Annotated in this window: 14 protein-coding genes; 8 read left to right on the top strand and 6 right to left on the bottom strand. The window is 61.2% G+C overall.

The genetic code is table 11. The features are described from left to right. Window positions 1-11: 11 nt before the first annotated feature. From V5738_RS12650 to V5738_RS12635, 4 genes are all read right to left on the bottom strand, one after another. A complete protein-coding gene (locus tag V5738_RS12650; RefSeq protein WP_423821166.1) occupies window positions 12-1250 on the bottom strand; it encodes an MFS transporter in 1239 nt (412 codons plus the stop codon). Window positions 1251-2005: 755 nt separating this feature from the next. Continuing rightward, window positions 2006-2521, bottom strand: coding sequence for a hypothetical protein (locus V5738_RS12645; protein WP_423821165.1), 516 nt, complete (start codon window positions 2519-2521; stop codon window positions 2006-2008). A 279-nt stretch (window positions 2522-2800) separates the two neighbouring features. After that, window positions 2801-3631, bottom strand: a complete 831-nt coding sequence (locus tag V5738_RS12640; protein ID WP_423821164.1) for a mechanosensitive ion channel family protein — start codon at window positions 3629-3631, stop codon at window positions 2801-2803. 12 nt (window positions 3632-3643) lie between these two features. Continuing rightward, window positions 3644-4807: a hypothetical protein gene (locus tag V5738_RS12635; protein WP_423821163.1), complete on the bottom strand. Its 1164-nt coding sequence runs from the start codon at window positions 4805-4807 to the stop codon at window positions 3644-3646. 105 nt (window positions 4808-4912) lie between these two features. Between V5738_RS12635 and V5738_RS12630 the strand changes: the two genes are divergently transcribed. Beyond that, window positions 4913-5182, top strand: coding sequence for a DksA/TraR family C4-type zinc finger protein (locus V5738_RS12630; RefSeq protein ID WP_423821162.1), 270 nt, complete (start codon window positions 4913-4915; stop codon window positions 5180-5182). On the opposite strand, the gene V5738_RS12625 is transcribed toward V5738_RS12630, so the two are convergent. Next, window positions 5170-6045, bottom strand: a complete 876-nt coding sequence (locus tag V5738_RS12625; RefSeq protein WP_423821161.1) for a LysR family transcriptional regulator — start codon at window positions 6043-6045, stop codon at window positions 5170-5172. The two genes, V5738_RS12630 and V5738_RS12625, sit on opposite strands and share 13 nt — an antisense overlap. 170 nt (window positions 6046-6215) lie before the next feature. Here V5738_RS12625 and V5738_RS12620 point away from each other — a divergent pair, with 170 nt between their 5' ends. The 6 genes from V5738_RS12620 to V5738_RS12595 all read left to right on the top strand — a co-directional run bounded on the left by V5738_RS12620 (window position 6216) and on the right by V5738_RS12595 (window position 11970). Further along, a complete protein-coding gene (locus V5738_RS12620) occupies window positions 6216-6455 on the top strand; it encodes a hypothetical protein (RefSeq protein WP_423821160.1) in 240 nt (79 codons plus the stop codon). 176 nt (window positions 6456-6631) lie between these two features. After that, window positions 6632-8119: a SulP family inorganic anion transporter gene (locus V5738_RS12615; RefSeq protein ID WP_423821159.1), complete on the top strand. Its 1488-nt coding sequence runs from the start codon at window positions 6632-6634 to the stop codon at window positions 8117-8119. 16 nt (window positions 8120-8135) lie between these two features. Next, the gene (locus V5738_RS12610; protein ID WP_423821158.1) at window positions 8136-8993 is read left to right on the top strand and encodes a universal stress protein; all 858 of its coding nucleotides are present in this window, start codon (window positions 8136-8138) and stop codon (window positions 8991-8993) included. Between the two features lie 495 nt (window positions 8994-9488). Beyond that, entirely contained in the window at window positions 9489-10220 is a 732-nt protein-coding gene (locus V5738_RS12605) for an SDR family NAD(P)-dependent oxidoreductase (protein ID WP_423821157.1), read from the top strand. An 844-nt stretch (window positions 10221-11064) separates the two neighbouring features. Continuing rightward, window positions 11065-11718, top strand: a complete 654-nt coding sequence (locus tag V5738_RS12600) for a TetR/AcrR family transcriptional regulator (protein ID WP_423821156.1) — start codon at window positions 11065-11067, stop codon at window positions 11716-11718. 36 nt (window positions 11719-11754) lie between these two features. Beyond that, window positions 11755-11970, top strand: a complete 216-nt coding sequence (locus V5738_RS12595; RefSeq protein WP_423821155.1) for a DUF2945 domain-containing protein — start codon at window positions 11755-11757, stop codon at window positions 11968-11970. On the opposite strand, the gene V5738_RS12590 is transcribed toward V5738_RS12595, so the two are convergent. Further along, window positions 11967-12668 (bottom strand): aspartate/glutamate racemase family protein, encoded by a 702-nt coding sequence (locus V5738_RS12590; RefSeq protein ID WP_423821154.1) that lies wholly within the window; start codon window positions 12666-12668, stop codon window positions 11967-11969. The genes V5738_RS12595 and V5738_RS12590 overlap by 4 nt on opposite strands. 654 nt (window positions 12669-13322) lie before the next feature. Here V5738_RS12590 and V5738_RS12585 point away from each other — a divergent pair. Further along, window positions 13323-13835, top strand: a complete 513-nt coding sequence (locus tag V5738_RS12585; protein ID WP_423821153.1) for a YgjV family protein — start codon at window positions 13323-13325, stop codon at window positions 13833-13835. Window positions 13836-13956: the final 121 nt, after the last annotated feature.

The following is a 13956-nucleotide window of genomic DNA, read 5'->3' as shown; positions in this document are numbered from 1 at the left end:
CGCCAACTGGCTCAGCGGCGCGCCTCGGATGCCGGCGTACGGTTCGGATCGTAGGCGGCGAATGTGCGGCCGAACAGCACGATATAAGCGCTGAAAAAACCGGCGGCGATGAAAAACGGGGCTGTCAGATAACCAGCGCCGAACAGGGCGCCGGCGAATACCGGCCCGATGGCCCGCGGAAGCTGGATCGCCAGGCTCGAGGTGCTGGCGGCCGTGCCGCGGCGATGATCGCGGACCAGGCTGACCGTGAGCGCCTGGCGGGCGCCGGCGGTGCCGCGATTGAGCGCTGAACGCAGGATATGCAGCACCGCGGCCATCCAAAAGCTGGGCACCAGCGGCAGGGCCAGCAGGATGACAACGCCGAGCGCACGCATCCAGACCACCGAGGCGACCGTGCCGATCCGATCGACCAAACGGGCGGCGGCGACCGACGAGCCCGCGGTCACGAAATAGGCGATCGCCATCACGGCGCCGATCGTATCCGGCCCGCGGCCGAAGCGAACCGCGAACCAATAGGCCATTAACGGCCCGATCAGGCCAATCGCGACCCCGTTGATGGCATTGATGCCGAACAGCTTGGCTAGAAGGGTGTTTTCGCTACGGCGGGTATCGCGATCGATGGCGGGATTTGTTGATGGGACCGGCGCGGGTCGGTCGGCCACTGCGGCGAGCAGCCCGAAACAGATCAGCGATCCGGCCAGGCTCAAGCCGAACAGCGGCCGATACGATACTGCCCCGGGCAAGAGATCCGCGAATAGGACCGGCAGCCCGGCCAGCAGGGCGCCGATGCCCATGCCGGTGAACCCGAGCGCCATATTGAGGCTGTAAATGCGCCCGCGGGCATCGGCCGCCAGGGTCTGCGACAACCAGGACAGCTCGACCGGAGCGAACGGGCCGCTGCTGCCGTTGGCGCCGCGGCCGAAACCGCCGGCCAGGGCGGCGATCGCCAGTACGACCGGCTGCGCCGTGAGTATCGCCGCGATCGCTGCGACTGTCTGGACGGCTTCGAAAATCAACAGAAAACGTTTGCGTCCGAAACGGTCCGAGGCGGGCCCGGAGACTGTGACTAGGCTGGCATCGAGCAGTAGCCCCGCGGTGAACAGCGCTCCGATACCGGCTGCCGACCAGCCGAGTGCCTTGAGATAGAGTGCAAACGCCACGATCAGGGCCCCCTGGCCAACACTGCGTGCAGCACGGGCGCCGAGTAGAAAGCGGGTGTCGCGCGGCATGTCAGCCAGCAATGACGTCATCGAAGCGAAGGGTAGGGTAAGCAAACGCGCATCATCTTAAGCCAGAACCGCAACTCGAAAGTCGCTCGGCCAAACCGAGTCATCTTGCCCGGCCGGTCGGCGGCGGTTTTTAGGTCCTGTCGCTGTTGGATGCAAGGCCGGTTGGTTTGAAAGTCTGGGCCGGCAATCTGCGCCTGCAGCATGCTCAGCATCGATGGCGCCGGTTGCAACACGGGGTACATGCGAGACCGCGTTTGGCGCTAGGGCCGGTTCAGATTTTCATGCGACCGCGCCGTTAGAGACCGTCGATCGTGTGCGGCAAGGCATAAGCTGCCGGTCCTGGCGTGCCACGGCCCAGACTCGCAACGCCGTCGGCGCTCAAGCCGAGGGACCGAGTGCCCAACACTCAACGACATGGCGGCAGTCCCGGGTTGGCCTACCTTCGCATAGCGCGGCTACGCGACGGCCGCGACGGTTGGCCGCCCCGAATCGATTTTCAGGACACGCTTGGCGCGGACTCGCCCGATGCCTGTATACGCCCTGGGCGAGTTCGCGTTTCAAAACACGACGATGCCGTCCTGGCGGTCTACTCCGCGCGGTATAAGGGGCTGGAGTTCCTTTCTTTCGCGGCCGAGTCGATTTGAAGTCTGTGCAAGTTCGGCCCATTGCACTTTGGTTTCTCAACAGCTGGCTTGGTTGAAGCGTTCGATCTTGTGCTTGTACGGCATATCGCCCCATGCCGGTCGTGATGTCGGGGGCGCTGTGAGACAGGCGGCTCAGTCGCGTTCGGCGCGCCGGTAGTACCAATGCAGAATGCCCGCGGCCTGGGTTACGAAAAAGCCGGACAGTAAGCCGAGTATGCCTAGGGTCAGCGGGTCGAGATGGGCCGCCTGCCCGGAAGTCGCGGTGCCGAGTTGAAAATCGCGCGCTTCGTAGAGCCGATAGCCGAGCCGCAGCACGAACAGCACCGCGATAGCGCCGCCCAGATAAGCGTTCGGCCGGTAATGATGGCCTTCGTGATCGCTTTCGAAAGCGGTCAACCGTAAGCCGATCAGACCCAATGCGATGCCGCTGACAAGCCCGGCGAGCAACGGCCATAGCGCAGCGTGGGCGGCTTCGATACCGGGCAACAGGACCAGTGGCAGCAGGGCGAATACGATCGCGGTAATCCATTGCCGCTGCACGCACAGGCGCTGGCGTGTCATCAGCCGCCGCATACGCACGCTCAACCGCCAGACGACCAGTGCCGCCATGCCAACGGTGAAGGCCAGATGCTGTGGATTCGCAATCATCGTGGGTTCCGGGCGTAGGCGTCTTGGGTCGAGAATGCGGACCCGCAGCCATCCTGTCCACTGTGGCCGCCTGGGTATAGATGCGGCCACCTATAGCCATAGACTGGCCCGATGCCCGCCGCGAAGCCACGTCCCCCGAGGTTCTGGGCACGATGTTCTGGCTAGAACGGCCGGTTGCGGCTCATGACAGGCGCCGATGTGGATGGGCGATGCATCGAAAGCGCCGGATACGAAGAGCCGGTGGCCTCGACCGATCGATGATCCGCCAGCCCGATCGGCTCAGGCCTCTGCCGGCCCGGCGACGCCGGCCGGCACGGTCACCGAACGGGCGCCCACAGCGGCGATTGCGGCCTTGCCGCGCACCGTCAGATCGCTGATGAATACGAACTGGTCGCGCATATCGAAGGGGTAGGCGCGCAGCTTGTAGTGGGTGCCCCATGGCGTTTCCGACAGCACCACGATGATCGGTTTGTCGTATTCCAGATAGACGCTGGTCAGGGCGACATCGTGTAGCGCGGCGCGTACGGCGGCCGCATCATGTTCTGGCGCGACATAGAAATCGGCCACGCATTGCAGCGTGCGTGCGCCGTCGTTGGCGCTGGAGATATTGGAGCGCCACAGGGTGTCGTGGGGCGCGGTGATCATATCGTCGTCCGGAGTATTGATGCGTACCGCGCGCAAGCCCACCGCGGTGACTTCGCCGTAGTCCTTGCCGATCGTCACCCAGTCCCCGGGTCGGTAGGGGCGTTCGAAAATCGCGACGATGCCGGCGATCAGGCTCGAGACATAATCCTTGAAGGCAAAGCCGATCGCGACGCTGGCCGCGCCGGTCATCACCAGAAAATTCTGGAAGGTCACGTTGAACACGATCGGGATGACCCAGAGGATCGCGATCACCAGCAGGCCGAGTCTCAGAATCGGTACCGCGCCCAGCAGAAACAGCCGCAGCCGATTCGGACCGTGCTCGGCCAGAAACGGCAACAGCCGGCGGATCACGAAGATCGCTATGGCGGTCGCAGCCAGGATCAATGCGATCTTGACGAAGTTGATGTCCTGCAGATCGTGGATCAGCTGGCTGGCCTGTTGTTGGCTTTCGTTGGCGGCGGCCATAGGGCTCCTGGATCAGATGGCTGCGGTCGGGAAACCGGCGGTGGCCAGCCCGGCGCGGATCGTGGGGTAGGCCGCCGGCGCGCAGGCCAGCCGGCCGTCGTCGTGTCGCTCGACGATGCCGGCGTTGAGCATGCCCGACAGTCCCTTGGAAGCACCGTTCGAGGGCAGCAGGCGATCCAGCCAAGCGGGCGGCAACGGGCCGTGGATCAGCAAGGCATGCAGTGCCAGCAGCGAATCGTCGCCGTTGCGCCCGGGCAGCGAGAACTCGTCGAGATCGGTCAGCCACAGCGTTTGATCGTCTTCGGCGGGTGTGTCGGCGTCGTCCTGGTCGGGAATATGGCGGCGTAGGCTCTGGCGCCACAGCCGCCAGGCGACCCAGGGAATGCCTTGGCTGCGCGCGGCCAGGCTACATAGCCGGTCGTGTGCTCGGTCGTCGTCCTCGGCAAGGATATCGTCGCCGCTGCGGGCATCCAGAAAACGCAGCGACTGCGAATCGCCGGTGGCCGCGATGCGGGAAAACCACTGCCTTAGACGTTCGGCATCGAACGGCTGGAAGATGATCGGTGCACAGAGCACCGTATCGGCATGGACCGCACGCACCAGGTATTGCCAGGCCCAGCTATTACAGCCGACTACGATCCGGCGCTCGCTGCGCTGGATGAACACCAACAGCGCCCGGATGAGCGCCAGCCCGGATTGATGCCGGACAAACCAGTCTTCCAGGGCAGGGATCACCAGCACCCCATCGCCGTCCGGCTCGGGCAGGGGATCGTGAGCCGGCGCGAGCAGTTCGTCACGCGCTGGGGCTTCGCAGAGGGCATGCCCGTAGCGCTCGGCCCAACGTGCGACGACTCGATCGCGATCGCCGGGCGGCAGCACGATCAACCGGCTGGTTTCCTCCGGGGCCGGATCGTTCAGCCAATCGCTGAGGCTGGCCTGTAATTCATCGATCAACGGACCGCAGGCTGGCGGCGGCGCGGCGGTATCCAGCATATCCAGGGTCGACCGGCGCAGCCGGGTATCGGCGACCAAGGGCTCGGGCGGGCCGCGACGCAGCAGTTCGCGAGCGCGCGTGGCCAGGATCTGAAACGTATCCCGCGTCGGCATCGCCGGGGCCTGATACTCGGCCAGGGGCATAAAGCGGGGCGCGTCGGCGGTTTGTTCGGCGTGCGGCATCGAGAGATCGCAGGGCGGCTATGCCGGTGAGTATAACGAGGGGCTTGCATCGCGCGCTGGTGCATGTCATGTAATCGATAGGTAGCGATCAAGCGGAGGCCCGCCATGGCTAGCGGATGGGCGCACGAAGGCGCGGTACAGGAACAGATCGACGATACCGTCAACGACGCGGTGGCCAAGGCCCGGCGCGAGCTGGCACAGGCTGGTGACAGCTTGACCCACTGTGAAGAATGCGGCGACCCGATCCCCGAGCGGCGCCGCGAACTGGTGCCGGGGGTGCGGCTGTGCGTGGAATGTCAAGCCGAGGCCGACCAGCGCGACGGCCGAGGCGCTAGCGTCAACCGCCGGGCCAGTAAGGACAGTCAGCTGCGCTGATCGGCGTCGAACGCGGTCCGTAGACAGCGCGCCAGGCTGTCGGCGGCAGCGCCGGCGTCGGCCCGCTGGAGCAGGGCGATATGGGTCGGCGCCAGTGCCGGCAGATCGCGTAGCGCGACCAGCGGCGGCTCGACCAGCCCGGCCGGCAGGGCCGCCACCGCCAGATCGGCGAGGGCAGCCGCACTCTGGCCGTAGCCGCTCTCGCTGGAATAGGCGATTCGATAATCGATACCGGCGGTATCCAGCGCGGCCAGGGCACAGTCGCGCCAGGCGCAGCCGCGATTGGCCAGGGCCAACGGCAGCGGCCGATGATGCGAGGCGCGGCCGTCGGCCAGCCCGGCCCAGACCATGCGTTCGGTCGCCACGATGTCGTTGGCCCGGCTGGGCGAATCGTCGCTGCCGGCGGAAATCAGCGCCAGATCCAGATCCCCCGCGGCGATCCGAGCGGCCAGCTTGGCGCTACCGCCGGCGATAACCTCTACCTGAACCTGCGGATGTTCGCGGGCCAGCTGGCCGAGTGCAGGCGGCAGGGTACGCCGGCCGAGATCGTCCGGCAGCCCGAGTCGGACCTGCCCGGCAACGCCCGGCGTCAAAAAATGCGATACCGCTTCGGCGTTGAGTTGCAGTAGGCGCCGGGCATAGGACAACAACATCTCACCGTGCTCGGTTACCCGGACTCGCCGTGCTTCGCGCACGAACAGCGTCTGCGCGAGGGTGGTTTCCAGGCCCTTGATCTGCATGCTCAATGCAGAAGGCGTGCGATGTACCTGCCGCGCGGCCGCAGTGAAACTGCCGGCTTCGGCAATGGCCACGAAGCTGCGGAGAACGTCGGTATCCAAGGTGCAGGTTGCAGCGTTCGACATGGCCATCGCATTCTGTGTTCAGAAATTCTTAACGAATAATGTAGAACTTTTCGATTTATTGAATCAAGGCCGCGGCGCATTGTGGATCGAGTCACTCGACAAGGAGACCCGCCATGTATCGGAACGCTTGCCCCCGAGGTCGTCGCCGCCGCCCACGCCAGTCAACTGCAATGCCTGAGCTGTATTTGCCGGCGATGCCGCCGCTCGGCTTGATCCAGTGGCTACGCGAGAGCTGGCATCGCCGGACCTGTCGGCAACGGCTTGCTACGCTTCTGGATCAAGATGATCGGCAATTGCGCGATCTAGGGCTGACGCGCCCTGGCATCCAGCACGCGTTGCGCCGCGCCGACGATCCCTGCCGCTGGCTGGTCGAGACCATGCACGAGTCCGAGCATCGGGAGGATCGATAGCCCAAGCCTGGGCGGGCTGTGAGTGCGTTCGAAACTCTGTTAAGCTTTAATGATCGCGCATCCAGCGCGAACTGAATCCCGATTGATACTTAAACGCCGCGTTGCGGTGCGGCGGGCCACGCGAACGAAAAAAGCGTGGCCCGCCGCACCCCGCGGCTATTTGTGTTTGGAACGATATGCTGCAATTGATCCGAGAACACTGGCTGTCGAATATTCGTGCCGACGTGCTGTCCGGCATCGTGGTCGCACTGGCGCTGATCCCTGAAGCGATCGCATTTTCGATTATCGCCGGGGTCGATCCCAAGGTCGGCCTGTATGCCTCCTTTGCCATCTGTGTGGTGATTTCGTTTACCGGCGGGCGGCCAGCCATGGTCTCGGCGGCCACCGGCTCAATGGCGCTCGTATTGGTGACCGTAGTCGCCCAGTACGGACTGGACATGATGCTGGCCACGACGCTGGCGACCGGCGTGTTTCAGATTCTGGCCGGGGCGTTCCGGTTGGGCAGTCTGATGCGTTTTGTTTCCCGGTCGGTAGTGACCGGCTTCGTCAATGCCTTGGCCATTCTGATCTTTATGGCCCAGCTGCCAGAGCTGACCGATGTCTCCTGGATCGTGTACGTCATGTGCGCGGCGTCGCTGGGCATCATCTATCTATTTCCGTACATCCCGGTGATCGGGCGTATCTTTCCGAGTCCGCTGATCGCTATTCTGGTGATGACCGGCATCTATATGGGCAGTGATTTCCATATCCATACCGTGGGCGATATGGGCAAGCTGCCGGATTCGCTGCCGCATCTGCTGATTCCGAATGTGCCACTGAATCTGCATACGCTATCGGTGATCGTGCCTTATGGTCTGATGCTGACCGTGGTCGGTCTGATGGAATCGATGATGACCGCGACTATCGTCGACGACCTCACCGATACTGGCTCCAACAAGAACCGCGAATGCGCCGGCCAGGGCATGGCCAATATCGTCACCGGCTTTTTGGGCGGCATGGCCGGTTGCGGCATGATCGGCCAGACCGTGATCAACGTGAAGTCGGGCGGCCGGACCCGACTGTCGACGCTGACCGCGGGCGTTACGCTGCTGATCATGGTGGTGTTTCTATCCGAATGGGTCGGCCAGATTCCGATGGCAGCGCTGGTCGCGGTCATGATCATGGTCTCGATCGGTACCTTCTCCTGGGAATCGATCCGCGATCTTAGAAAGCACCCAATAAGTACCAATATCGTGATGGTCACCGTGGTCGCAGTCGTGGTGGCGACCGGCAACTTGGCGATCGGCGTATTCGTGGGTGTGCTGCTTTCGGCGCTGTTCTTTGCCAACAAGGTCGGTCGGCTGCTGCATATCACCAGCCATCTGACCGATAACGGCCAGCACCGTGTCTATGAGATTACTGGCCAAGTGTTCTTTGCTTCGGCCAATGCCTTCCGGCATTCATTCGATTTCGACGAAGCCGTGTCGGCGGTGACCATTGACGTCCATCGTGCCCATTTCTGGGATATCTCGGCGGTCGAAGCGCTCGATCGGGTTGTGCTACGGATGCGCCGCGAGGGCGCCACGGTTGATATTGTGGGCATGAATGAGGCCAGCAAGACGCTGGTCGACAAGGTAGCCGTGCACGATAAGCCGGACGCCGAAAAGCTGATCGAGCAGCATTGATTGGAGGAGAACAACAATGACCGATGAACGCACGATCGTAGCCTGCATCGATGGCTCGGCCTATGCCGCGGCTGCCTGCGATGCCGCCATTTGGGCATCGAGCAAGCTCGATGCGCCCCTGACCTTCGTCAACGTCATCAATCGGCGCAAGCATGCCGCCTCGACTGATTACTCCGGGCAGATCGGGCTCGGCACCCGCGAGCATCTGCTCACCGAGTTGGCCGATCTCGATGCCCAGCGTGCCCGCCTGGCCCGGGAACGTGGCCGCGACTTTCTGGCCGGGGCCAGCCGCCGTGCCTTCGAGGCCGGCCTGTCCGAGCCCAACGCCGTACAGCGCAACGGCGAGCTGACCGATGCGCTGCAGTCGATGGACGACGAGATCCGGCTGTTGGTGCTGGGCAAGCGGGGCGAATCTGCGGGCGACGACGAGCATCTCGGGTCGAATCTGGAGCGCGTGATCCGCGGGGCCAGCGCGCCGATTCTAATCACGAACCAGGATTTCACCCCGCCACAACGGGTACTGCTGGCCTTCGATGGCAGCAAGACCGGCCAAAACCTGGTCGAACGGGCGCTCGCCAATCCATTGTTGGCGGAAGTGGAGCTGCATCTGGTTTATGTCGGCACCCCCGACGATAGCCGCCAACGACAGATCGACAAGGCCGCACAAACGCTACGCGATGCCGGCGCCAATCTTACCGTGGCCGTTTTGGAAGGCGAGGTCGAGCCGGCCTTGCACGACTATCAGCATCAGCACGAGATCGATCTGATGGCGATGGGAGCCTATGGGCATACGCGGATTCGCCAGCTGCTGGTCGGTAGCACCACCACGGAGATGATTCGTCGGGCCGAGGTGCCCCTGTTGATCGTGCGTTAGCGGGCCGACTGCCAAAACGCTGCTGTGCGGCAATACAAGGTATTGCAGTAGTTTCTAAGCCAGCGCCCTGCATGCTCGAGAGCCGTACAGCAGCGTATATCGCCAAGAATTGAATCCCATAAACACGTGCGCGGGCCGCGATTATAGGCACGCGAACGAGGCAGGTATCGTCGTGCCCGTGCGATTCAGGCGACACGCACAGCCGGTGCGATGTACGCCCGCCAAAACCTGCGGTGACAACATGTGTATGCCCGCCTGGTAACCCGGCAGCGCCGCGGGATGTTCGTAGACGTTCCAGCCTACAGGCGCAGGCCTCAAGGATAGCGGCCATGGGTATGCCGCATTGCACATGCTGCGCCTATGCTCGAGTGCATCGCCGACGGCCGTCGTATTCGAGATCGCCGGCAACGATGCCAGGCGCCTAGGGGGGCGTGATTGACCTATGGTCCGGGATCACTCAGCCTGAATTCATCCGGTTCCCAACCCGATGTAAAGATGGATGATATTGGCGGGCGCGTGGCCTTGGTTACCGGTGCATCTCGAGGCATTGGACGCGGCGCGGCGATCGCTTTGGCCGAGGCCGGTTGCCCAGTTGCACTGGGCTACAACCGTTCCCGCGAGGCGGCCGATCAGGCGGTGGCCGAGATCGAAAACCGCGGCGGGGCCGCGATCGCGGTTCAGGCCGACATGGCTGATACCGCGGCCCTGGATGCCATGGTCGATACGGTGGAGGCCGGCTTGGGCCCGGTCGAGATTCTGGTCAACAACGCCGGTATCAATCCCATCTATCCGCTGGGTGAGATCGACGTCGAGCGCTGGAACGAAGCGCTGCAAATCAACCTCACCTCGGGGTTCGTGCTTTGTCAGCGGGTCGTACCCGGTATGCGCGAGCGCGGTTGGGGGCGGTTGATCATGATGTCGTCGGTAGCCGCGCATATCGGCGGAGTTATTGGGCCGCACTATGCGGCGAGCAAGGCCGGACAGCTCGGATTGATGCGCAGCTATGCCCGGATGCTGGCCACTGAAGGCGTGACGTCGAATGCCATTGCCCCGGCGCTCATCGAAACCGACATGATCGCCGGCAACGACCAGATCACGCCGGACCTGATTCCGGTCAAACGCTTTGGCCGGGTAGACGAGGTCTCGGACATGGTGGTGCACTTGGCCCGAAACGCCTATATGAACGGCCAGACCATCAATATCGATGGCGGCATGTATATGAGCTAGACGCGAGCGGGCATCGTCTATCGATGCCGTTCCAAGCCAGGACTCATCACGACCTGGCTTTAGCGGTCGAGCCGTCATCCAGCTCATTAACCGGTCTCATAATGCCGCGTCGCCCGACGCTGGAGTGCGCGGTTCGGGGCTTTATTGCTAGCTGGCTTTATGCGGCTTCAATGCTCTGCGGCCCGCTTGATTGATCCCTTTATTGTCGCGGCCTGTAGCCCAGGCGCTAAAAACGCCAGTGTTTTTTGCCTGTATCTGTGCGGTTCGAACTCGTCCTGCCGAGGCTGCATTACGACTTTCGTATTGTCTATGGTCAGTGTTTGGAGCTGGCCAGGTAGCTATCTGCGACGTCATAACTGAGGTTATCGGCCACAAGGGGTGTTTAGAATCTTCGGATGGTTTTGAAAATAGTGCTGAATACGTTTGTTCTGTAGTAGCTCAAAAAGTTTTTAAGTCGTCAGAATGTTTTATAAGTAAACCACAAGCGTTAAATGATTTTCGTCTACTGCAACCAATTAGCCCAAAATTTTCAAATTAGTTGTAAAAAATAAATTTAAAAATTTAGAGATTTAAAATGTATGAAATATATGCAGCGGTTTAGGAGTTCGATCGAAGATTACAGGCGGCTTTGAAAGCAGCCATGTAGGCTATTTGGAAGTATAGGCATTTGCGCAACAAATAATTCTCAAATTAAGCAGGTTTTTTAAATATAATTTTTTTAACTAAAGATTTTAAGTTCAATAACAGTGATTTAGTAGATTATTAAATCAATTGATATATATGTCATGTAGAAATGACGGTGTGTGCGTATTACATTTGGGCAAATAGAATTGTCAGATTAATTATGGCTCGCCCGAAAAATCAGGCAGAGCGCCGCCGCCAATTGGTGCAGGCAGCCACTGATGCGATCCTGCAACAAGGGGCGAGTAATGCGCGACTGTCGGATATTGCTCAAGAAGCCGGTTTAACGCCGGCTTCGGTGCTTTACTACTATCCGGACATTAAAGAGCTCTTTATAGCTGCGTTCGAGCGTAGTTATCGGACGTATTGCGCATCGCGGGAAAGTTACGTCGAGCAGGCCGATGGCGATGGCGACAAACTAGCCGCGTGTATACGTTCGGGCATGCCGTGTTCTGGTCTGAGCGAGAAGGTTGGCCGCGTGCTCTACGAACTCATGCCGGTCGCGTTGCGCCACGATGGCGCCGCCGAACTGTATCGTGATTGTATTGCCCGCCAAGTTTCTCTTTATCAAGACATTCTAGAGCGCGGGCAAACCACGAACGGGTGGACGCTGGCGGCTCCGGCGGATGTTTTGGCCAAAAGCTTTGTCGCGTTGGAAGACGGTTACGGCTTTGAAGTCCTGATTGGCGGGATGACATCCGATGATGCCGAGCAGGCGCTATTTCTGCATGCGGAAAGTATCACCGGCGTCGACGGGAACGGTTGGAATCCGGCCGAGCATGGCCACACGGCAACTGATATGCACGGTTCTGCGTAGACCTTTATACGATGTCTCAACGCATGGCAGTTGCCTATGGCCCGCTCGATCGGTGATACCGTCCAATGGAACTGGGGCCAGGGTACGGCCCAGGGCCAGATCAAGCAGATCTACAAGGAACGCGTCAGTAAAACCCTGAAGGGTTCCGAAATCGTCCGCGATGGCGATGCAGACAACCCGGCCTACCTTATCGAGCAGAACGATGGGGACCAGGTTCTCAAGCTCGAGTCCGAGCTCGATACATCCGGCTAGCCATCGGCCGACGGCTCGGCCACTGCGAATTCGAAAGCTGCGTCGCACTGAATGCGCATTGGATCGAGGGTGGGGATCGGGCTGCTCGCGGCATCGATGACCGCGGGCAGCTCGGTACAGGCCAGAACGGCGCTGTCGCAATCGGCATAGCGCTGTAGCAGCGTATGAAAATATTCGTTTGCCTGTGGCGTGGCTAGGCCGTCGGCCACCGCAGACTGGATGCTTTGTATCCGTTTGCGGTCAGCGCGCTCCGGCGTGACGACTTCAAGCCCGGATCGGCTGAGCCGCTCGGCATAATAGCCATTCTCCATCGTGAACTGGGTGCCGAGCAGCAGTACGCGGCGATGTCCGTGCTGGCGTGCCATGCGTGCCGTTTCGGTGACGATATGGATCAGAGGCGGTGCCGAAGGCAGTGTATCGGCCAGCTCGTCGATCGCGCGATGCAGAGTATTACAGCAGACCACGATGCAGTCTGGGGCTAAGTCATAAAGCGCCTGCAGTTCGGGCATGAATCGTTGTCGGGCCAAGGCCCAATCGTGGCCGTAGCAATATGCGATCGGCGCATAGTCGATGCTCTTGAGCAGCAGCGATGCCGAGTGCCGGCCCCCATAGTAGCGTTGGGCGATTTGGTTTAGGTACCGGTAGTACTCAATCGTCGACGGCCAGGCGGTCCCGCCGAGCAAGCCAATGGTTTTCATCGCGCAGAATCCATACGGTCTGAATAGGACACAGCAAGCTTTCGTGTACGCACGGTAACAAACCGGCATGTCGTTGATACCAGCTCTGCCGAGGGAAAAACAGCGGCGATCCACACACCACGATCGGTTTTGGGCTGCATGAGATGAACGCCTGTGTGTTGCCAAAAAACCACAGAAGCTGTGGACAAGCCCGTGGGCGAATCCTGCCAGTGCCCGAGACGCGAGGCTTGGCGAGCCCTGGTTAGAAACTGATCAGTTTCGCGAGCGGCTGCTCGGCGCTACCCGAAAGACGCATCGACGTGATCAGGCGTCCGTTCTATATAACGACTAAGCGCGATAATCCAGCACAATAGACCGACCAGCGATGCCTGGTTGGTGGATTCTCACGGGTCGATAACGACCGATACGATCACGAGGTGAGTATGCTGCGGATTCTGTTCTCGGTACTGCTGCTCGTGCTGTTTGCCATGTTCCTGCTGGAGATCACGGACAGTCCGCTCTGAGCCGGACACGCCTGGAAGGTAGGCTGGCTTGTAGGGCCGATCGTGCTCGTCGACCAAGCTCGGGGCGACGGATCGGGCGTTTATGGCTTGATTCGTCGTCGGCGTTGAATCAGATTGGCCGGCTGATTTTTCCACCCGAGTGCAGGTTGCCATGCACGATCTTGCCGCGGCCCGCTGGGTCGCTGGGCAGTCGTTCGGACTGATCGCGTTGACGTTGTGTGTGCTGGGCTTTGCGAGCAAGCGCGACGATCGTCTGTTCGTGCTCTTGCTGGGGGCCAACGTGGCTTTTGCGCTGCAGTTTGCCATGTTCCAAAGCTGGGTCGCTTCGGCGATCGCTGCGTTGATCGTGCTGCGGATTCAGCTGGTCCGGCGATACAAGGGTAGCACCGCGATCATGGGGGCTATGCTGGTCGCGACTTTCATCGTGGCCATCCCAACCTGGAGCGGCCCCCGCGATCTCTGGGCCGTGGCCGCCGGGGCGATCGGTACTTACGGCATGTTCATGGCGACCGGAATCGCCATGCGCTGGCTACTGGCAGCGGCGGCCTTTTGTTGGGTGATCAGTAATCTGTTGATCGGCTCTATCGGCGGTACGTTGGCTGAATCGCTGATCATGGTCACCAACCTCGTCACCATCGCCCGACTGTATCGAGACCAAGACTGAGCGAGTGCGTCGGCTCGCGATCACGCAATGAATAACCCACAATATTTGTGGATAAACCGGTGGGTGAACCCGCCAAGCCCGCCGACATAGGGCGTTTACGATAGTTGGTTAACTATTGGCC

It is taken from the genome of Salinisphaera sp. SPP-AMP-43 (assembly GCF_049568105.1).
In the GTDB taxonomy this organism is placed as follows: domain Bacteria; phylum Pseudomonadota; class Gammaproteobacteria; order Nevskiales; family Salinisphaeraceae; genus Salinisphaera.
Note: the sequence above shows the minus strand (reverse complement) of the source record. Positions and strands in the feature narration are given on the sequence as shown.